General features: G+C 42.1%; 14 protein-coding genes. 3 read left to right on the top strand and 11 right to left on the bottom strand.

Annotation, left to right across the window (positions count from 1 at the left end; genetic code table 11):
- Positions 1 to 223 precede the first annotated feature (223 nt).
- The 3 genes from MHH49_RS19180 to MHH49_RS19170 are packed head-to-tail and all read left to right on the top strand — an operon-like array spanning position 224 to position 4,552.
- A complete protein-coding gene (locus MHH49_RS19180) occupies positions 224 to 1,993 on the top strand; it encodes a sensor histidine kinase (protein ID WP_036682901.1) in 1,770 nt (589 codons plus the stop codon).
- 12 nt (positions 1,994 to 2,005) lie between these two features.
- Positions 2,006 to 3,250: a response regulator gene (locus MHH49_RS19175; RefSeq protein WP_076274224.1), complete on the top strand. Its 1,245-nt coding sequence runs from the start codon at positions 2,006 to 2,008 to the stop codon at positions 3,248 to 3,250.
- A gap of 18 nt (positions 3,251 to 3,268) precedes the next feature.
- Positions 3,269 to 4,552 (top strand): ABC transporter substrate-binding protein, encoded by a 1,284-nt coding sequence (locus MHH49_RS19170; protein ID WP_076274225.1) that lies wholly within the window; start codon positions 3,269 to 3,271, stop codon positions 4,550 to 4,552.
- Positions 4,553 to 4,626: 74 nt separating this feature from the next.
- Here MHH49_RS19170 and MHH49_RS19165 read toward each other — a convergent pair whose 3' ends face one another.
- From MHH49_RS19165 to adhE, 11 genes are all read right to left on the bottom strand, one after another.
- Positions 4,627 to 6,225 (bottom strand): ABC transporter substrate-binding protein, encoded by a 1,599-nt coding sequence (locus MHH49_RS19165; protein WP_038572551.1) that lies wholly within the window; start codon positions 6,223 to 6,225, stop codon positions 4,627 to 4,629.
- Positions 6,226 to 6,319: 94 nt separating this feature from the next.
- Positions 6,320 to 7,282: a carbohydrate ABC transporter permease gene (locus tag MHH49_RS19160; RefSeq protein WP_235219483.1), complete on the bottom strand. Its 963-nt coding sequence runs from the start codon at positions 7,280 to 7,282 to the stop codon at positions 6,320 to 6,322.
- A 15-nt stretch (positions 7,283 to 7,297) separates the two neighbouring features.
- A complete protein-coding gene (locus tag MHH49_RS19155) occupies positions 7,298 to 8,275 on the bottom strand; it encodes an ABC transporter permease (RefSeq protein WP_235219484.1) in 978 nt (325 codons plus the stop codon).
- Between the two features lie 831 nt (positions 8,276 to 9,106).
- Positions 9,107 to 9,898, bottom strand: a complete 792-nt coding sequence (locus MHH49_RS19150) for a response regulator transcription factor (RefSeq protein ID WP_036682908.1) — start codon at positions 9,896 to 9,898, stop codon at positions 9,107 to 9,109.
- On the bottom strand, positions 9,876 to 11,729 hold the full coding sequence (locus MHH49_RS19145; protein WP_036682911.1) for a cache domain-containing sensor histidine kinase: 1,854 nt from the start codon (positions 11,727 to 11,729) through the stop codon (positions 9,876 to 9,878). Before MHH49_RS19145 ends, MHH49_RS19150 begins: the two co-directional genes overlap by 23 nt.
- 28 nt (positions 11,730 to 11,757) lie before the next feature.
- Positions 11,758 to 12,588, bottom strand: coding sequence for a carbohydrate ABC transporter permease (locus tag MHH49_RS19140; protein ID WP_036682912.1), 831 nt, complete (start codon positions 12,586 to 12,588; stop codon positions 11,758 to 11,760).
- The gene (locus MHH49_RS19135; protein ID WP_036682917.1) at positions 12,588 to 13,472 is read right to left on the bottom strand and encodes a carbohydrate ABC transporter permease; all 885 of its coding nucleotides are present in this window, start codon (positions 13,470 to 13,472) and stop codon (positions 12,588 to 12,590) included. Before MHH49_RS19135 ends, MHH49_RS19140 begins: the two co-directional genes overlap by 1 nt.
- Before the next feature lie 128 nt (positions 13,473 to 13,600).
- On the bottom strand, positions 13,601 to 15,007 hold the full coding sequence (locus MHH49_RS19130; RefSeq protein WP_036682919.1) for an extracellular solute-binding protein: 1,407 nt from the start codon (positions 15,005 to 15,007) through the stop codon (positions 13,601 to 13,603).
- A 437-nt stretch (positions 15,008 to 15,444) separates the two neighbouring features.
- Positions 15,445 to 16,182, bottom strand: a complete 738-nt coding sequence (gene pflA / locus MHH49_RS19125) for a pyruvate formate-lyase-activating protein (RefSeq protein WP_036682920.1) — start codon at positions 16,180 to 16,182, stop codon at positions 15,445 to 15,447.
- A gap of 205 nt (positions 16,183 to 16,387) precedes the next feature.
- Positions 16,388 to 18,649, bottom strand: a complete 2,262-nt coding sequence (gene pflB, locus MHH49_RS19120) for a formate C-acetyltransferase (protein ID WP_036682923.1) — start codon at positions 18,647 to 18,649, stop codon at positions 16,388 to 16,390.
- A 252-nt stretch (positions 18,650 to 18,901) separates the two neighbouring features.
- Positions 18,902 to 21,523: a bifunctional acetaldehyde-CoA/alcohol dehydrogenase gene (adhE, locus tag MHH49_RS19115; protein ID WP_038572553.1), complete on the bottom strand. Its 2,622-nt coding sequence runs from the start codon at positions 21,521 to 21,523 to the stop codon at positions 18,902 to 18,904.
- Between the last annotated feature and the right edge of the window lie 56 nt (positions 21,524 to 21,579).

Here is a 21,579-nt window from a genome sequence, read left to right as displayed (position 1 = left end):
GTCATAACAAACATAGTATTAGACGCATGCCACCATAAAAAGTTTCATTATTAAGTAAAGAAAGATTAACGCTGTATTAAATAACATTCTACAACCACGCTGTTTCCCCTGAAAAAAATGAGATTTTTTCTATAAATATGTTTATTTTTCGTCTGACTATATTCGCTTTCATTTGCTTTTGTTACAATGTATGGAAGAATATCTTTTACATGCGAGGGATAACATGTCCAAAAAAATCTCCATCCTCGTTCAATTAATCATGGGCTTCTCTCTAATCATCTTCACCATCGTAGGATTCACCATTTTTTTGTCCTACCGCTCTTCCTCTCAAGCTGTTTTAAACCGCTCCAACCAATATATCCTGGAATCCGTCAAGCAACTTCAAGGTAAAATGGACGCAATTCTTCAGGATAACGATAAGCTTTCTTCTACGATCATGTTCAGTCCCTTGATTCAAGAAACCTTGGGAGACTTAGCGTTGTCACGTTCACCTCGTACAGACGCCATGGAAATTACTCGTTACATAGATCAACAGACACGTTCCATAAACTCTGACATCCAGTTCAAGCTGCTCGGGCTGTCCGATGATCAGGTGTATACCAACAGCAGTTCCTTAAAGGTCATCTGGGACAGCGAAAAGGAAATCCGTGATGCTTATTGGTTTCCGGCTATAGCACAGAATAAAGGCCGAATGGTCTGGTTCGGTGTAGATGTATGGCAGAACGGTAATATCCCTGTGGTGATGGGTGCCAGACAAATTAATGATTGGAATGATCTAAACCGGTTAGGAACCCTGTTTCTTGTCCTCCCTGTCGAGGTTATCCATAACGCTGTCAGCCAATTTCACCTCGGCAAAAATGAGAAAATCCAAGTTGTTGATTCATTTAATACCATTGTCTATTCCACAGATCCAAAAGAAATTGGACTCTATATGAACGACGGGCTTCTAAAACAATTCAGCAATCATAAAGCCAGAATCATTCCACAAAAAATAAACTCACGCAATCTATTCGTATCCTATGCCTATTCCGACTATAGCGAGTGGAGCGTTTTTGCTTACATTGATTCTAAAGACGCTGTCAAAGATTTAAATACGATTCGCCGGAATATTATTTTAATTGGCCTGCTGGGGATGGGCGCTGCCCTACTATTCACTTTCTTTTTCTCTTGGACCCTATCCAAGCCCCTTCGTAATCTGGCAACCAAGCTGAGCAATGTCGAACGGGGAACTACTTTACCTTTTGTAAAAACAACCATGAACAAAGAAATGGCTATCCTTTATTCAAGCTATAATTCGATGCTCCAAAACCTGGATCATACTATCGCTGACCTATCCAGCAAGCAGATCAGTGAAAAGCAAGCTCAGATCGTAGCACTCAAAGCGCAATTCCGCCCGCATTTCCTTTATAACACTTTGAATACAATCTATTGGTCGCTCGCCAACAAACGCATGCAGGAAGAGTCCCAAATGGTACTCGCTCTAAGTGACCTGCTCCGCTATAGCATTGACCGCGGATCCGAATTCGTTACAGTTGAGGAGGATTTAAAGCAATTAGAACGGTTCATTTTTCTCCAGAAGCTGCGCTACGAGGACAAATTGCAGATTGATCTTTTTGTAAATCCTGAGGTTATGAATGGCCAGCTTATGAAATTAACCCTTCAGCCACTTGTCGAAAATGCCATTACTCATGGACTTGAACCCACACTTCGGGAAGTATGGCTAATTCGCATACGTGCCTATAGTGAAGGAACATCTCTGGTGTTAACTGTAGAAGACAACGGGGACGGCATGAGCGAGGAAAGTATGGCAGACGCATTAGTCGGCGGTGAGGTTAATCCGGAGAAGCTGCTTCATACCGGAATTGGACTATCCAATCTAAATCATCGCATAGAGCTGATCTACGGACAGGAATTTGGTCTACAGCTATCAACAAGCGAGCTTGGTGGCTTATTTGTGAAAGTCACTGTTCCATTACAGTATGATCAAAGTTAAGGAGGCACAACGATGAATGTGTTAATCGTGGACGACGAAAGTTTTGTTCGCCGTTCTCTGTCAGAAATGCTGGGAAGTGCGAATCATAACTTTAGCATTATTGGCTCGGCAGAGAACGGTTTAGAAGCTGTGCAACTGTTAAAAGAGCATATGGTTGATCTGGTGATATCCGATATACGAATGCCCGGCATGGATGGACTGGAACTTGCAAAGCATATCCATGAATGTTATCCAGACACTGAAACCGTGCTGCTCACAGGTTATCAGGATTTCACCTATGCTAGTCAAGCCATCCGTTATGGTGTAAAGGAATATTTGGTTAAACCAAATTCAGTAGAACATATTCTTGAAGTCGCAACAGGCGTATATGAACGTCTTCAATTGAAGAAACAGCAGAGGCAATTAACGCAGCTGAGAGAAAAAAACCTTCGGGAGAAACGCTTATCTGATCTTCTTTACGGCATCCCGTTACCCTATTTTGAAGAACAACTTATTCCTCCTTTTCATTCCTTTGTAGTCATAACCGTAAACCATCTTGGAGTAGGCATGCCGCAGAACTGGTCGGAACAAGCCATGTATGCAGCGGTCGTTAATATATTAGAAGAATGTTTTGCGCTGTACGCCAATGTTGTTGGTATTCAAGAGGAGCAGGAAGCCATCATGCTATTATTCTATCCTCTTGAGCAGCCTAACGGCGTGGATGAGGTATTGACACAAGAGCTGTTGCATAAGCTATCGGGTATTCTGAAATCGCCATTCTGTGCAGGGGTCTCCAATCCTCACTATCAATTGGGGGCACTCGCGACCGCCTATCACGAGAGTCTGGAAGCTTGTCAGCAGGTCAAAAAAGAGAGTACGCCATCCGTTATCTTTTTCAGAGACCTCACCATACATTCGGCTTCTCCACAGCTCGCTGAACACTTACAAGTAAAGGCAACGCGCAGGGTAATCTCTATGATGATTGAGGTTATGAATTCCCGGCTCCAAGAGAATCTCTCCCTCAAAATGATCGCAGATGAACTGTATATGAATCCTACCTATCTCGGCCGATTGTTTAAAGATGATGTAGGGGAACCTTTCTCTAGCTTCCTTACCAAACTTCGTATTCAAAAAGCTACTGAATTATTAGAGAATGTTACTCTCAAGGTGTATGAGGTTAGCGAATTAGTAGGCTTTAAGGATCCTGCGTATTTCAGCCTTATTTTTAAGAAATACATGGGGATGACTCCTCAGGAATTTCAGAAGCACAACAAATAAAGTAGAGGTGTGTTTCTCTTGAATGTAAATGGTAAGTTGATTACTGTCCTATTAACATTTGGCTTATTACTTAATACAAGTGGTTGTCAGCTCTCCCCTTCCAAGGAAGATACCGCTTTACAAGACCCGATACAGCTGAACATCTGGCTCACTGCCGGATCAGGTCTTGAGTCGCTCATTGACCAATATCAATCTCAACATCCCGAGCTAGAGATTCATATTCAAACCTCCACCTCCACGCAGCTTCCAGCCAAGCTACAGACTTCATTCGCAGCAGGTTATAGTTCCCCGGACGTGGCTGCCATTGATATTAGCTATTTGGATCGCTTCAAACAGTTCCCTGATTATTTTTATAACCTAAAAACTTTTGAAGCTGACAATCTGAAGGACCAATTTCTGAATTGGAAGTGGCAGGAGGTGCTGGGTAATGATTTTATTTTCGGATTACCAACGGAAATTGGACCCTATGCCATGTTATATCGAACGGATATATTCGCATTATCAGGTCTCCCTACTAAACCAGAGGAAGTGGCTAAAGAAATCCAAACTTGGGAGCAATTCCTTGAAGCGGGCACCAAAGTACAGGAGAGAACAGGAAAAGCTTTTGTAAATGACTTAGAGAACCTCTATCTCACCCTTCTACGTCAGTCCAAGCTTCAATATTACAGTCCCACAACGCAAGAATTGATCCTCGACAATAATCCAGCGGTCAAACGAGCCTGGGACTTCTCAATTCAAGCCCTTAAGCTAAATCTGTCCGCCAGTATTGCAGTGGATACGCAACGCTGGGGTGCAGGCCTGCTCAACGGAGATTTTGCAGTCATGCTCTGTCCGGCTTGGATGATTGGTCATATCAAGAGCAGTGCTCCAACTGCCAGCGGTTTATGGAATGTAACACAAATCCCAGAAAACAGCGCTAATCGCGGAGGCTCCGTTCTGACCTTACCAAAGACAGGTAATCATCCTGATGAATCCTTTGCTCTTATTAAATGGCTAACCGAACCAACGCAGCAATTGGTTTCTTTCAAGGTACAAGGGGCTTTCCCTTCCACCCCCGAAATCTATGATGACCCAGAGATCCACGATCTGCATGATCCTTATTTTCCTAATTCAGAGCTTGGTCTGACCCTTTCGTCAGCAGCAAAAGCAGTAATTCCGACCTATTACGGCCCTCATCACGCTGACGTGGAGACAAGCATGCTCGAATACTTGACCAAAGCTGAAAAAGGCGAGCTAGCTCCTGAACTGGCTTGGACCCTTGCTGTTCAAGCCGCAAAGCAAATAGACAGCTCCTTCCGCTAAGTAATATCATAAAAAAGGCTCTCCCCGGCTAAATTAGCCTGCTGGGGAGAGCCTTTTTTTAAATCATTTTCGCTTTATTTTTGCGCAGCCAGGAAAGCATCCAGCTGTTTTTGTTTCTCTGCAATAATCTTATCGAGCCCTGCCTTTTTCAGCTTATCAGCATACTTAGTCAGTACGGTATCAGGATCAACAGAACCCGTATCCAAACTGATGTCGTATTCATCCATTACAGCTTTACAAGCAGCCATTTCAGTCTTCATCGCGGAGGCGTCGAAGTTGAAACCAAGCGCTACAGAAGCTTTACCTTTAGAGTTAAAGGCTTTGAATTGTTCCCATTTGTCTGGAGCTTCACTTTCCCACACGGGGTTCAGGAATTGACTTCCAAGCATCCAAGCTGCAGCCGTATTATAATCAGCTGTTTTATCTGTAGCTTTGATCGTATCACCACTTACGACTTCATAGTGCACACCTTTTATACCGAAAACAAGCAGATTGTTGATATCTTTATCTGTGTGCAGAATATCTAGCACCATCATAGCCCGGGCCGGATCACCAGAGGAAGCAGAGATCGCAAGCATAGATCCAGCAGCATCACTTGTAGAAATCGTTGGATCATTGAATGCAATTTGTTTCAGCTTGCCAACCAAGCCGGTAGCATTCGCCAGCTCACTATCTTTACCTGGTTTAAGCGATTGCACTGTCATAAAGACATTGCCAGCCTTCATTGCATCCTGAGTCGAATTCGTAGCAACTGCGGCGTCTTTGTTAATGTAACCCTTTTTCATATACTCACGAGTAAGTTTAATGATTTCTTTATAACGATCCATCTCAATCATCGATTGAATCTTAGTATCTGAGGAATCTTTAAGCAGAACACCAGGAATGGCAGCATCACCAAGGGTATCGTATTGTGCCATGTACTGTGAGTTAAAGGTCTCACCTTGTTTGAAATACAATGGAGTCAGGTCAGGTCTTTTCTCCTTCACTACTTTGAGAACTGCATCCAGATCTTGAATGGATTTCACATTCGACATATCGATGCCCAGTTCATCCGCAATATCGGAGCGATAGACAACCCCACCTTGTGCAGCCAGCTCCTTGTTTGTAGGAACAGCATAATTCACACCATTGATCGCTGAACCTTTTAAGAATTGTGGATCCAGATTTTTTAGAATCCCTTGGCCGTATTCATTTAGGAGATTACCATATTTGCCGCTATCGTCATTAATCGGGAGATAAGCGCCTTTAGCTGCATTCGTTACGTAGTTCTTCCATTGAGCTGTAAAGATGATATCGAATTTTTCCTGACTCGCAATTTTCAGATTGACATCATTGTCCCATGGACCCCAATCGATCGGTGCGATATCCAATTTGGCGTTGATTTTAGGTTCCAATAACTTATTGATTTCATCTTCTACTGCTTTTTCATCCTTTTGCACTGCACCGACATAGATTAACTTGACGGTATAAGGCTCCAATTCTTTTGCCGGTTCGGCAGTAGGATCTGCGGCTGGCTCATCCGTAGCAGCAGCATTGGTAGCGGTTGCATTTTCACTTGGAGCAGGTGAAGCTGCTTCATTATTCCCGTTATTCCCACCGCAGCCTGCTAAACTAAGACTCAGTACCATCGTTAGCAATAGTGTCATTAGTGCGCTTTTTCTAACAGCTTTCATATACACCATAACCTCCCTCAAAATATTTATATATGCTGAATCGGCCGTTCACACCTTAGCATAAAGCGGCCGAATTAAGCCATGACAATCGTCCTTAACCTTTGACAGCACCCACGGTAAGCCCTTTAATAAAATACTTCTGGAAGAAGGAATATACAAACACGATAGGTCCAATACCAATAACAGCCATCGCCATTCTTACCGTTTCTGTCGGAATATTGATCTCTACACCTTGTGCAGCTAAGGCAGCCATCGCCTGAGGACTTGCAGTCAGGAACTGAACATTCAGCATCGTCTTATACATTAGGTATTGTAAATTGACATGACCTTCGGGTGAGATAAAGATCAAACTAAGGTACCAATCATTCCAATAGGCCAGGGTCTGAAACAAACCTACTGTAGCTAACACTGGCATAGACAAAGGCAAAATAATTTGAACGAAGATCCGGAATTCTGGTGCCCCATCGATCTTAGCAGATTCGATTAAAGCTGGTGGTATGGTATTGGCAAAAAAGGTCCGTAAGATGATAACAAAGAAAGCAGAAACCAGCAGCGGCATAATTAGAATCCATAACGTATCCTTCATATGCATCATTCGCGTGTAGACCAGATACCAAGGCACAAGGCCACCATTAAACAACATTGTAAAAAACATAAAAAATGAGAAGAAATTACGATGTGGAAAATCTCCACGTGAGATAGGGTAAGCGTACATAGCCATAATGATAAGACTCAGAATCGTGCCCACCACAGTCACAAATAACGAAACGGAAGCTGCATCGATAATTTGCCAATAATCTTTTAACAGAAATTCATAAGAAGAAATATCCCACTTGTTAGGAAAAAAGCTGTACCCGTTCTGAATAACGGAATTCTCGTCCGAAAACGATACAATAACTACGAGGATCAGCGGCACCACACAAATCGCTGTGTATATCCAAAAGAATATATTAATTAGCAAATTAGATATATTAGATATTTCATTGGGTTGTCTTTGCCGTTTTGTGCGCTTTCCTGTACGCCGTGACGACCCTATTGCTGTTTCTGTCTGGCTCAACACTCCCACCTCCCTTTAAAATAAAGCATCATCTTTACTGATTCGCCGCACTGCTAGATTCGCCAAGAAAATCAATAGAAATCCTACAACAGATTGAACGAGACCCGCGGCTGAAGACATTCCTATATCACCGATTGCAAGGAAGGTCTGATATACATAAGTGTCGATAACCTGCGTCGTCGAGTATAACGCTCCTGCATTTCTCGTAACCTGAAAGAATAATCCGAAGTCTGCGTTAAAAATCCTACCTATCTGCAGCAGCGTCATTACTATAATAACTGGACTGATCAGGGGCAGCGTGATTTTTCGAATCTGCTTCCATTTAGAAGCTCCATCAATAAGTGCCGCCTCATAATATTCATTATCTATTCCAATGATAGCGGCCATATAAATAACCGTTGTATACCCAATCTCTTTCCATATCTTCACAATTACAAGAATCCCAGGCCAATATTTAGACTGTGAATACCATTCGATAGGATCTACCCCAAAGAACGGGAGTAATGTCTTGTTCATGAACCCATGCTCTGCACTCAGAAAGCCGTATACTAAGTAACTTACGACGACCCAAGAGAGAAAATAAGGGAGAAACATAGCGCTTTGATGGAATTTCGATAGCCATCTGCTACGCATTTCGTTAAACATAATTGCGAAAGCTAGCGAAAAAAATAGCGTCAGTATAATAAACGCCGTATTATACAATAACGTATTCCTCGTAATGATCCAGGCCGTCTCCGTCGAGATTAAATATTTGAAGTTTGCTAACCCGACCCAATCACTACCCAGAATCCCTTTTTGGTAATTGATATCCTTAAATGCAATTACCGTTCCTAACATCGGTATGTAGTTATTGATGATTAGAATCACTATCGCAGGTAACATCATCAAATAGAACACCCAGTATTTCTTCATTACTCTAAGAAAATTCGGCGTTCTTCCCCTGCCTGGTTTCTTTACTTCTGACAAGCTGACGGAAGGATTCGTCACACTCATTTTTGGTTCCCCCATTCTCCATCATCCCATTCTTAAGCCCCAATTACTCTTGCTTGCCTAACGTTTTGTGTATCCTCCTTACACTCTAATTAAAACATATGATAATTTATGGGAGTATAGGGAACATATTATATTTCTATAAAAAAAGAGACGATTATCCTCGAAAATCGAGGATAACCATCTCTTCAGCCTCTAAATAGAGGCAAAAAATTTAATTAATCATAGCTTATGTACCTTAATCGCATTTATCACAGCCAAGAACTGATCGATAATCTTTGCTCTTTATCACAGCCAAAGGCTGGTTGATAATCTTCGTACTTTATCACAGCCAAGGGCTGGTCGATAATCTTTGTACTTCATCACAGCCAAGGGCTGGTCGATAATCTTTGTACTTCATCACAGCCAAGGGCTGGTCGATAATCTTTTCTCTTCATCACAGCTAAGGCTGGTTGATAATCTTTTCTCTTCAGCACAGCGCCAAGGGCTGGTTGATAATACCTGCCTGCCTTAGATTAACTAGGCAATCAGCCCTTGTGTTCCCAGAAAGGCCCACATCCGTAGGTGTGGGACGGCCCCTATACTACTACGAAGAGGGGTGAGGGAGAAGGAACGGAGAGGAAGTTTGGAACTGTAGGAGCGTAGCGTTCGCCTTTATCCTCGGATTTCAACCGCTAATAGCGGTTTCTAATCAAGAAATCTGAGGATAACAGCGACCGGAAGTCCAAACATTCCTTGGAGCGACGCTAACCTCGCCACTCAGCAACAAACATTCCTTGGAGCGACGCTAACCTCACCACTCAGCAACAAACATTCCTCAGAGCGACGCCGACCTCACTGCACTTCGGTCCGGCATCGGTCGCGATACTCCTTAGGCGACATCCCCGTCTGCTTCTGAAATACCTTGGTAAAATAACGCCGCTCCTGATAGCCAACTCCGGAGCCAATCATCGTAATACTCTTATCACTGTTAGTTAGCATAAACTTAGCAGCTTCAATTCGTTGTAGGGTCACGTATTCCACAAAAGTCATAGCAAAACGATTCTTAAATAAGAGACAGAAATAACTGCCACTAATCCCGATCTTATTCGCCACTTCCTCAATCCCAATATCAGAATGGAGATGTTCTGTGATGTACTTAGCTGCTTGGTTCATCAGCTGATCCGGTGTTTTTTTGCCAGAATCATCTTCACCTTCAGGGATTTCCTGAAAAATTGGAATGCTATTATACAGTTTATTCTTAAACTGCTTACTACGGATCTTAGCCCCAATTTCCCGTACCTTATTGCCAAGCTCTTCATAATGTATCGGCTTACAAATATACTCTTTAACACCTAGCCGAATCGCTTCACGTGCATAATCAAACTCCTGATATCCGGTAAGAAGCAGCACCTCGCTATCCAATCCCATCTCCCGCAACTTACCGATAAAAGTTAACCCGTCCATCACTGGCATACGGATGTCACATAACACAAGATCAGGCTGTTTCTCCTCGGCAATACGCAAAGCATCCATTCCACTTCGCGCCATACCGACAACCTCCATCCCCATCTCCTGCCAAGGCAATACCCTGTTCAGATTATTCAGAATTGGGGCTTCGTCATCAACCAATAATACTTTTAGCATAATGATCTTCCCCCTGCTCGTATTTAGGTATGACACATTGGATAATAGTACCATGACCTGGACTAGAACAGATAAATATTCCGTACCTGTCACCGTATTCAATGCGGATGCGATCTGCTACACTGCGAATACCAAGACCTCTGCGTTCAAGATTCATCCGGTTATCCCGTTCAACCTTAACTTCTTGCTCCACAGGATCATTCACAATATATTGAAAAATAGCTAACTGAGAAGGTGTAATACCAATACCATTATCTTCAATACGTAAAATCAAATCCCCCTGCTTCTCCCAAACTTTCACAGAAACATGACCTTTGTAATCAATGCCCTCAAATCCATGTTGAATACTGTTCTCTACAAGCGGTTGTAAAGTGAGTTTAAGGATACCGCAACTCATCAATTCATTCGGAATATCGATCTCATATTCGAACAAATCTTCAAAGCGGAATTTTTGTATATCCAAATAATTGCGCAAATGTTTAACTTCTTCATCCAGCGTAATCTCTTCCCGATCCTGAATGCTAATTCGCAAAATACTGGCCAGCCTGTAGACCATCTCACTAACTTTTTTACCTTCATTCTGTATAGCGAGAACATTGATTGATTCTAATGTATTGAATAAAAAATGTGGTTTAATCTGTGCCTGCAGAACACGCATCTCAGCTTGATTCTTGCGACGCTGCTCCACATGAATTCTGTTAAATAACCCATTAATTTTATCCATAAGATCATTAAATCCCTTAGCAAGCAGCGTTAACTCATCATTTCCTTTAACTTCTACCCTAGTGGTCAGATCTCCGTCTTCAACCCGGCGCATAAAACGAACAATGACGGCGATGCCGCCGGTAATCCGGTTCATAAAAAATAAATTGAAGATCACAGCTGCCAATAAGCAAAGGAAAATCACAGCGACGAACCAGCGAGCAAATACTGTAACTTCGTGAGACAACGTATTCCAAGAAGTCACAGATACCAGACTCCATGGATAGTCCTTCAAGTGATACATGGAAAGAATGCTTTTCTCCCCGTTGTACTCTGTTTTGAAACTCTGAAACCCTTTTTTAAAGGTAATCTCTTTATCCGCGAAAGACTGGAAGTCCTGTCCATCCAGCTTTTGATCTGGGTCAAAAAGAATCATTCCATCATCATTTACAAGCATAAAGGAAACATCCTGATTGCTATCCCCAATTTTTAGATTGCGAAATATGGATTCGAACTCCCAATTCTTGATCTGCACAACTAGGATACCTATGTTCTGAAAGAAGCTCAATTCCTTCACTAAGCGAATTTGTGTAAACACAGGTTCAGTACCCGTAAGCTCGGGATACTCGTGAGGAGCCAGCCATTTCGGCACACCATTCAAGTCCATAACTTCCTGGTACAGATCACTTTTTTTGAATGTATCATAGGGTAGCGTTCGGAAATTTTCCTTGTTAAAAAGCGACACGATTTCAGAGTTACCTCTACCGTTAAAATTGTACAAAAACGCATAACTGATCGATGGATGATTAAACAACAGACTACGGAAATTGCGCTGGCTCGCATTCAGATTCAGTTGCTCAGCATCAGTCAAATCCTGATTGGTAGGATCATCTGCACTAAGGGCCATATGAAATACCGAGGTAGCAATTCCGTTGTCTGTAACGTTATCCATATCTTTTAGTACATTAGAAATACTGTAGCTAATCGCTTTAAGTGAGTATTCCGACTGCTGGCTGTACTTTTTCTCAATAGAATTATAAGTCACAAAAAACATAAGCATGCCTAGAATAAATAAAGGAATGATAATCAGGCCCAAAAATGCCGTAAATAATTTATAGCGCAAATTCATCGGCTAGTGCTCCTGACTGAGAATAAAGTTATCCTTTTACGCCGCCCGCTGTTACACCTTCAATAATCTTCTCCTGCAGAATAGCATAAATGATAATTACCGGCAGGACGCTGAAGACGATACCGGCTGACATTTGTGCATAGTTCATCTGGTATTGATCACGGAATTGGACCATACCTACTGGAAGCGTTCGCAGCTCGTCATTTGACAGGAAGTAGTTAGCTAGCAAGAACTCGTTCCAATTTCCCAGGAAATTAACAATGAATACAGTAACCATAGCCGGAACCGTTAGAGGTACAATAATTCTAGCAAAGATACCCGGTGCCTTCAAGCCATCCATGACCGCAGCTTCTTCTATTTCTCTAGGTAAATTTCGCATAAATGCTGCTAAAATAATGATCGTAAACGGAATCGCATTGGCGATATAAGGAATGATCAACGCCCAGTGGGTGTTCAGTATTCCTAACTTACGTACAATCGTATAAATCGGCAGCATTAAAGCATTATTCGGAATGAGCATTCCTACTAAAACCAGTGAGAACAAAATAGTATTCCATTTCCCCTGACGCATCCGCGTAACCGCAAAAGCAAACATAGACGCAAGCAGAATGGACACTACAGAAGCAAGTATCGAAATGTACAAACTGTTGAAAAAGTAAGTACTGATCTTGGCATTTACCCAAGCTTCGACGTAGTTATTGAAGACGAATTCCTTTGGAATGCCAAAAGGATTAAGCGCAATCTCATTATTATCCTTTTTCACAGATGAGAATAATACGAATAGGAAAGGAAACAGGATCACTAACAAATAGAATAAAAGGGCAATATGTGGCAGACTCTTTTTCAGGGCGCGTGGCATCAGTATTCAATCCTTTCTGTACGACGTGCAATCAGCAGCTGATAAAGGACTGTAACCACCAGTGTAAACGCAAAGATCAGGACAGCGATGGCATTTCCGTATCCATACTTAAAGTTCGTGATCGCATATTTAATCATGTATGTTGCCATTACATCGGTTGAACCTGCAGGTCCCCCCTTAGTCATAACGATGACAATATCCGCCGCTTTCATTGCTCCAGCAATGGATAGCATAATTACAACCGAGATGATCGGTACGATTAGTGGGAGCGTGATACGGGTAGCGCGTTGAAATCCGGTTGCGCCGTCAATGGCTGCAGCTTCATCCAATTCACCAGGAATAGCTAGAATCGCCGCTAGGACCATAACGATATAAAATCCAGTCCACTGCCAAGCATTCGTCAACAAAATAGAAAGCATTGCAAATCTCTCATCTGACAGCCAGTAAATAGGATTAATTCCTACTAGACTAAGGAGCTTATTAAAAAGTCCAATGTTGGGCTCATAGATAAACCCCCAGAGAATACCGATAACCGCTGTAGACATAATGGAAGGCATAAAGACTGCTGTCTTATATAAGCCTTTTAACTTCTTCACATTAGAAATCAATAACGAGAAGAATACGATCAACGGTACCTGGATACATACGGAGAAAAGAATAAACCAACCGTTGTTTTTAACGGATATCCAGAATCGTTCATCTCCTAATGCTTTCTCATAATTACTTAATCCGGCTGATTTAACCGTCTCCGATACACCGTTCCAACTGGTAAAACTGTAATAAATAGAACTGAAAATGGGGTAAATGAAAAACATCGTGAACAATATCAATGCTGGAAGAACGAAAAGGAAAAATACCACTGGATTTCTTAATGCTTTATTCATGACTACCTCCGGTTGCTTTGACATCTGGCGAATAGTGAATGCTTCAGATCAAGTGCAAACACATATTTTCTTTGATTTTAAAAATGTACCCTGGATTTAGCACCAGGGTACATTCAGTTTGCAGCTATTTATTCAACTGCTGCGTTTGCTTCTTCTTGTACCTTTTGCAAAGCTTCGCCCATTTTCTCAGGAGTCGTCTGATCGCCAATCAGTTTTTGAATTTGAATGTTACTGATTTCTGTAGTTACATCAGCTTGAACAAGAGAGTCAAATGCTGGGAACGAAGATTGTGAGTTGTTAAGTACACCTACGATTTCGCTCATCAGATCATCAGTAATATTCTCATTCAATACGTTTTGGTCAATCTTCATTGCTGGCAATACACCATCTTCAACAAGTCCACGCAATTGCATTTCTTCATTAAATAAGTTTTTAATAAAAGATTTCACAGCAGCCAATTGACGTGGATCTTTCTCAGCAGATGCAGAGAAACCATAACCATTGTTCACATCGCGCATCAATGCAGTTTGGTCGCCCGCTCCGCCTTCAACTGCTGGGATATTGAAGAAGCCAACTTTACCGATCAAACCTTCGCCAGATTGGCCAGTTTTAAATACGGAGGATTTCCAAGTACCATCATACAGCAGGATCGCTTCACCACTAGTAAATTGTGTTGTGTATTCAGCATATTCAAAGCCAAGTTCGCCTTTTTTGAAGTAGCCTTTATCAACCCATTCTTTATATTTCGCAAATCCTTTTACTACATTTGGATCAGACCATTTAGCTTCGCCTGTTGCAAATTTAGCAGTTACATCTGGACCTGCATAACGTGACCACAAGTGGTTAGCTAACATAAGTGGTACCCAACCAGCTTTGGATGCACCAGCCAAAGGTACTTTTCCATCAGCCTTGATATCAGCCAATTGTTGTTCCAATTCGGCAAACGTTGTTGGAGCCTTCCAGCCCTTGCTTGTATAGTATTCTTTGTTATAGAAGAAGCCTTCTCCAGAACCACCGATAGGCAATCCATAGATTTTTCCTTCATAAGTGAAAGGATCAAGATTTGAGAATTTATCCTTAATTCCAAGTTCCTCAAGAATTGGAGTCAGGTCAAGTAATTTACCTTCTTTAGCATAGATCTTGGAGTCAGGACTACCGAACAGATCGAAGATTTCCGGCGGATTACCCGCAGCCATTTCACCACGCAATTTTTCTTTACGGTTTACATCTGAATCTACCCCATCGAGTTTAAAGGTCAGACCCGGTACATCCTCTTGTACCTTGTTAACTACTTCTTCGAGAATAGCCAGACGTTTCTGCTTGTCTGCACCGATTTGAGTGTGACGAATCGTCATTTCAAATGGCTCGTTATTTACCGGTTCTTCTGTTGCAGGAGCATTTGTAGCGGCTGAATTAGTCGCGGTAGCGTTTCCATCTCCTTTGTTAGAAGACTCATTGTTGTTGCCTCCGCAACCAGTCAGTAAAGCTGATGATACGAAAATCAGGGACAATAGCAAAGTCATACTTTTTTTCATTTCTTGTGACCCTCCCTATATATTGATGTGCTTTACACTTCTTATTATAGAAAACAGACTTCATTATCGTAAGGTTAAGATTCATCCACTATAGGGATAAAAATCTCTAATGTAAGCGGAATCAACTACATTATAAGTTATATTACATAACACAAAAATGTTAAATCGCTTAATTTATTTGTTTTTCTCATCACAAAACTTTGTTTTCACTCTAGAAACAATTAATAAAACATCCAAATAGTCACATTACCTGACATATTCATTTATTATCCATCCCATTAACCACGTGTAACTATAGCATGTCTTTATTAGGAATAGTATAAAACTACCCCCTCAGAGGAGCTTTATCCCCTCCCTTTTTACTTCCTCATAACAAAAAACCGCACCTTCAGTGATCAACCACTGAGGGTACGGTCTCTCTTAAAAATATATATCTATTATACCAATGCCGTTTGCTTACGACCTTCTTCTACCAAGCGATATGCCCGTTGCACTTCTTCTTCTGTTGGAGAAGGTACTCCATCCAGTTCATAAGCTTTGCCGAGCATTTCCCATTTATAGATACCCATCTGATGATAAGGTAAGATTTCGAATTTCTCGACGCCATTTAAGGTTCCAATATAACGACCTAAGTTAATGAGATCCTCTTCACGATCATGAATACCAGGTACATACACATGTCGGATCCACATCTTACGATTATGGTCTGAGAGCCAGCGTGCAAGCTTCAAAGTTCGATCATTGGATTTACCAGTTAACTTGATATGCGCTTCTTCATCAATATGCTTCAGATCAAGCATAACCAAATCTGTAACGTCCAATAAGTCATTAATCTTGTCACCTTCGTTGTAGCCATTACTATCTAATGTGGTATGCAGATTCCAACGTTTTTTCACTTCCGTGAATAACTGCTTTACAAATTGCGCCTGCAAGGTTGGTTCTCCACCGGATACAGTTAACCCGCCACCGGATGAACGATAGTAGTTTATATATGGCTCGATCTCCGAAAGCACTTCTTCTAGAGTCATTTCTTTACCTTCATCTAAAGCCCAAGTATCAGGGTTATGGCAATACTGACATTTCAGCAAGCAGCCTTGCATAAACAAGACAAATCGAATACCAGGTCCATCAACGGTTCCAAAGGTTTCCAAAGAGTGTATGCGACCTTTAATCATAGGATGTCATCCTTTCGCCACGACAGACTAACAGTCCCTCTTTCAACGATGAAGCTTCCTGTCTTTGAGACTGTCATATCCCTAAATCGCGGCTATAAAATTTAAAATTTTAACAATTCTCAAACAAGATATTACCGCCCTTGAGACAAGGGCGGTATCTTCCTTGCAATTATTTCAATGTAGTACTAATTCAAAGAGAAACAAATTACATCGAACCGTGGAATGTACGGTTGATTACATCCATTTGTTGTTCGCGAGTCAGCTTGATGAAGTTAACTGCATAGCCGGATACACGAATAGTCAATTGTGGATAGTTCTCTGGGTGCTCCATAGCGTCCATCAGCTGTTCACGGTTAAATACGTTAACATTCAAATGCTGAGCGTTGTTATGGAAGTATCCATCCATCATGTGTACCAGGTTAGACTTACGGGAATCCTCGTCTTTACCAAGTGCCTTAGGTACGATGGAGAACGTGTTAGAGATACCATCTTGTGCATCGGAGTAAGGCAGTTTAGCTACAGAGTTCAGGGAAGCCAAGGCGCCTTTCTTGTCACGTCCGTGCATTGGGTTAGCACCCGGTGCGAAAGGTTCACCTTTCTTACGTCCGTCAGGTGTAGTACCTGTCTTCTTACCGTACACTACATTCGAAGTAATGGTCAGTACCGATTGAGTTGGCACAGAATCACGATATGTTTTGTTTTTACGGATCATAGTCATGAAGGTTTCAACCAATTCTACTGCGATGCTGTCTACAGCATCGTCATTGTTACCGTAGCAAGGGAATTCGCCTTCGGTTTCGAAGTCGATCGCAATACCTTGTTCGTTACGAATAGGTTTTACTTTGGCGTATTTAATTGCGCTTAGTGAGTCAGCTGCAACGGACAGCCCAGCAATACCACAAGCCATCGTACGCAGAATGTCACGGTCATGCAGCGCCATTTCGATACGTTCGTAAGAATATTTGTCATGCATATAGTGAATGATGTTCAAAGTGTTAACATAAGTTTTAGCCAACCACTCCATCATCGGTTTGAAACGTTTCATTACTTCGTCATAATCCAGATATTCAGAAGTGATCGCTGGGAATTCCGGTCCAACTTGTGCTCCGGATTTTTCGTCTATACCACCATTGATAGCATACAGCAATGCTTTTGCCAGGTTGGCACGAGCGCCGAAGAACTGCATTTGTTTACCGATACGCATTGGAGATACGCAGCAAGCAATCGCATAATCTTCACCCCAGTATGGACGCATTACATCGTCATTTTCATACTGAATTGCACTAGTTTCAATGGAAACCTTAGCACAATATTTTTTGAAGGCTTCAGGCAATTTTTCGGACCACAGTACAGTTAAGTTTGGTTCCGGAGCTGGACCCAAGTTGTACAGGGTGTTCAAGAAACGGAAGCTGTTCTTGGTAACACGAGTTGTTCCGTCTTCAGCCATACCACCGATGGATTCAGTTACCCATGTTGGGTCACCGGAGAACAGATCATTATAGTCAGGTGTACGCAAGAATTTCACGATACGCAGTTTCATTACGAAATGATCGACGATTTCTTGTACTTGTTCTTCAGTCAAAGTACCTTCAGCAATATCGCGTTCTGCATAGATGTCCAAGAAAGAGGACACACGGCCTAGGGACATCGCTGCACCATTTTGCTCTTTAACTGCTGCAAGATACCCGAAGTATACCCATTGAGTAGCTTCTTTGAAGTTGGTCGCTGGTCTGGAAATATCCATACCATGAGCGGCTGCCATTTCTTTCAATTCGCCAAGTGCACGAATTTGCTCGGACAGCTCTTCACGCAAACGAATAATATCTTCAGTCATGGAATCAACTTCAAGCTCAGTTTGTTGTTGTTTTTTGTCTTTAATGAGGAAATCAATACCGTACAGAGCAATGCGGCGGTAGTCGCCGATGATGCGTCCGCGGCCGTAAGCATCAGGAAGACCTGTAATTACGCCGGATTTACGCACAGCTCTCATGTCTGGTGTATATGCATCAAATACGCCTTGGTTATGCGTTTTGCGAATGTTCGTAAACATGTCAACGATGTTTTGTGGAAGCTCGAAGCCGTAAGCCTTCGTAGCATCAACCATCATCTTGATCCCGCCAAATGGCTGGATGGAACGTTTGAAAGGAGCGTCAGTCTGTACGCCTACAATTTGTTCCTTGTCTTTGTCAATGTAGCCTGGAGCATGTGAAGTGATTGTGGAGACAGTATCTAGGGAAACATCCCATACGCCGCCTCTTTCTCTTTCTTCCTTGCTCAATTGGGAAATAATCTTCCATAGTTCAGTTGTGTTACTAGTAGGTCCTACGAGGAATTCTTCGTTTCCTTCATAAGGCTTAATGTTACTTGCGATAAAGTTGTTAACGTCAACTTTTCTGGACCATTTACCTTTTGTAAAACTTCTCCAACCGGATTTCACTTCTTGTACATCTTTTTCAATCACCGACATGCTAAATCCCTCCATCTATATTTATAATATTTGTAGAGATCGCGGGCTTGAAGGTTGATCCCGTGTCTCGTGATCCCAAGAAAGATATGGTTGTTCGAAAATTCACAATCATTGTTCCATGTATGGGACCGTTGTTTATATAAACATTTTAGTTTATTTTCTATAAATAGACTGTGACAAATATCACCTTTCCGGTGATATTTGTCACTTATATCTAGTCCACAACCATCCTATTATCTACTTAACCAAATATTAATTATCAAATCTTCCGTAGAAAGCATTACGGTACACATCTGCAAGTTCAGATACCAGTGGCAGCTTAGGATTGGCAGTTGTACATTGATCTTCAAATGCACGGTCAGCCAAGTAATCTACACGGGATTCAAAATCCTTAGGATCAAAGCCCAGTTGTTGGAAGGATTCTTCGATACCCAGTTTTTTGTTCATATCGCGAATAGCATTGATCAGGCTAGTTACACCTTCTTCAGTTGTGCGAGCTGGCAATCCCAGAATACGGGCGATTTCTGCATAACGCTCGTCAGCTACGAAGTGTGAATATTTAGGGAACGAAGCGAACTTCGTAGGTTTCTTAGCATTGTAACGAATAACGTGTGGCATAAGGATCGCATTAGTACGACCGTGAGCAGTGTGATATTGACCGCCCCATTTATGCGCCAAACTGTGGTTAATACCCAGGAAAGCATTAGCAAAGGCCATACCAGCAAGTGTTGATGCGTTATGCATTTTCTCACGGGCAACTCTGTCGCCTTCAAGCGCCGATTTTTCAAGGTATTGGAATACCAATTGGATTGCTTTAATTGCCAGACCATCAGTGTAGTCACTCGCCATAACAGATACATAAGCTTCGATGGCATGTGTCAATACGTCCATACCTGTATCAGCTACAGCAGTTTTTGGCAAGCTATATACGAACTCTGGATCAATGATAGCTACGTCTGGAGTTAGCTCGTAGTCAGCCAAAGGATATTTAGTGTGTTGTTCAGTTGTTTTATCGGTAATAACTGCGAAAGATGTTACTTCCGAACCCGTACCCGAAGTAGTTGGAATCGCTACAAACTTAGCTTTGTTTCCAAGTTTAGGAAATTTGTAAACCCGTTTACGGATATCCATGAATTTTTGTTTCAGACCGTTAAAGTCTGCGTCTGGATGTTCATAGAATAACCACATTCCTTTTGCAGCATCCATTGGGGAACCACCACCAAGTGCGATGATGCAGTCCGGTTGGAATCTGTTCATCATTGCTGTACCTTTTTCAACTGTAGTTGTCGATGGATCTGGTTCAACTTCCGAGAACACTTCTATCGCTACAGGAGTTTGGCGTTGACGCAGGTAATGTTCAACTCTCTCAACATATCCGAGCTTAACCATCATTGGGTCAGTGATAATTGCGACACGTGTGATATCAGGCATTTTGGTCAGGTACTGAGTAGCGCCTTTTTCGAAATATATCTTGTCAGGTACTTTAAACCATTGCATATTCACGGTACGACGATTCACCCTTTTCACGTTGATCAAATTAATTGCTGTAACGTTTTGCGACACGGAGTTACGACCATAAGATCCGCAGCCCAGCGTCAACGAAGGGATGTTAGTGTTATAGATATCGCCGATCGCACCATGAGTGGAAGGCGAGTTAACGAGAATACGTCCTGTTTGCAGACGGTTGGAGAACTTCATGATTACTTCTTCGTTGTTGGAGTGGATAGCCGAACTATGGCCCATACCACCAAATTCAACAACTTGTGCTGCGCGTTCGATACCTTGATCTGCGTTTTTAACTTTGTAGCAAGCAAGCACAGGACTCAATTTTTCAGCGGACAATGGATATTTAGTGCCTACACCTTCAAGTTCTGCTACCAGAATCTTAGTGCCGGCAGGAACTTGAATGCCGCACATTTCAGCAATTTTCACTGCGGATTGTCCAACGATTGCTGGGTTAACCGCACATTTATCAACGTTCATAGCGCCGCTAGTAAGTTTGGCAGCTTCTTCTTTGTTAACAAAGTAGCAGCCATTAGCGATCATTTTCTTTTTCACTTGATCAAAGATTGGTTCTTCGATAATAACAGCTTGCTCGGAAGCACAGATCATACCATTATCAAATGTTTTGGAAAGAATGATGTCCGTTACGGCTTGATCGATATCCGCGCTCTTTTCGATGAATGCAGGTACGTTACCAGGACCTACGCCAAGAGCTGGTTTACCACAGCTATAAGCTGCTTTTACCATTGCTGAACCGCCTGTTGCGAGAATAAGTGCAACGTCAGGGTTGTTCATCAAAGCGTTTGTTTTGTCCATTGTTGGCATTTCAATCCATTGGATACAATTCTCAGGTGCGCCAGCTTTTACAGCCGCATCATGAAGAATTCTAGCAGCAGCTGCACTACACTCTTGCGCAGATGGGTGGAAACCGAATATAATAGGGTTCCGTGTCTTAATCGAAATCAACGCTTTAAACATCGTGGTGGATGTAGGGTTGGTTACCGGTGTGATACCCATTACAATTCCGACGGGCTCAGCAATTTTTTGGAAGCTTTCATAAGCATTGTCTTCAATAACGCCTACTGTTTTATCGTATTTAATTCCGTGCCAGATATATTCTGTCGAGAAGATGTTTTTAGTAATTTTGTCTTCGTAAACCCCGCGGCCAGTTTCTTCTACAGCCAATTTAGCGAGGTACATATGTTTGTCGAGTCCAGCCAACGCCATTGCATGAACGATTGTGTCAACTTGCTCTTGATCCAGCGCCATGAATGCCTCATGTGCTTTTTTCGCTTTATCCACTAAAGTCTGAATATACTCTTCAGCGGTAGTTTGTTTAACTTGGGCGGCGACTTCGTTCTTAACTGCCATCTCCCTCGTCCTCCTGTCAATTTTTAGGTTGTTTTTCTCTACACATTTATCTTATC

Origin of the sequence: Paenibacillus sp. FSL F4-0122, assembly GCF_038002845.1 — a bacterium.
Lineage (GTDB): Bacteria > Bacillota > Bacilli > Paenibacillales > Paenibacillaceae > Paenibacillus_AQ > Paenibacillus_AQ odorifer.
The sequence above is the reverse complement of the archived record's forward strand: the minus strand, read 5'-3'. Positions and strand labels throughout refer to the sequence as shown.

Excerpts from the sequence above, each read along its gene's own strand:
- MHH49_RS19180 (WP_036682901.1), top strand. The coding sequence starts at position 224 with ATGTCCAAAAAAATCTCCATCCTCGTTCAATTAATCATGGGCTTCTCT.
- MHH49_RS19175 (WP_076274224.1), top strand. The coding sequence starts at position 2,006 with ATGAATGTGTTAATCGTGGACGACGAAAGTTTTGTTCGCCGTTCTCTG.
- MHH49_RS19165 (WP_038572551.1), bottom strand. The coding sequence starts at position 6,225 with ATGAAAGCTGTTAGAAAAAGCGCACTAATGACACTATTGCTAACGATG.
- MHH49_RS19155 (WP_235219484.1), bottom strand. The coding sequence starts at position 8,275 with ATGAGTGTGACGAATCCTTCCGTCAGCTTGTCAGAAGTAAAGAAACCA.
- MHH49_RS19150 (WP_036682908.1), bottom strand. The coding sequence starts at position 9,898 with ATGCTAAAAGTATTATTGGTTGATGACGAAGCCCCAATTCTGAATAAT.
- MHH49_RS19145 (WP_036682911.1), bottom strand. The coding sequence starts at position 11,729 with ATGAATTTGCGCTATAAATTATTTACGGCATTTTTGGGCCTGATTATC.
- MHH49_RS19140 (WP_036682912.1), bottom strand. The coding sequence starts at position 12,588 with ATGCCACGCGCCCTGAAAAAGAGTCTGCCACATATTGCCCTTTTATTC.
- MHH49_RS19135 (WP_036682917.1), bottom strand. The coding sequence starts at position 13,472 with ATGAATAAAGCATTAAGAAATCCAGTGGTATTTTTCCTTTTCGTTCTT.
- MHH49_RS19130 (WP_036682919.1), bottom strand. The coding sequence starts at position 15,007 with ATGAAAAAAAGTATGACTTTGCTATTGTCCCTGATTTTCGTATCATCA.
- pflA (WP_036682920.1), bottom strand. The coding sequence starts at position 16,182 with ATGATTAAAGGTCGCATACACTCTTTGGAAACCTTTGGAACCGTTGAT.
- pflB (WP_036682923.1), bottom strand. The coding sequence starts at position 18,649 with ATGTCGGTGATTGAAAAAGATGTACAAGAAGTGAAATCCGGTTGGAGA.
- adhE (WP_038572553.1), bottom strand. The coding sequence starts at position 21,523 with ATGGCAGTTAAGAACGAAGTCGCCGCCCAAGTTAAACAAACTACCGCT.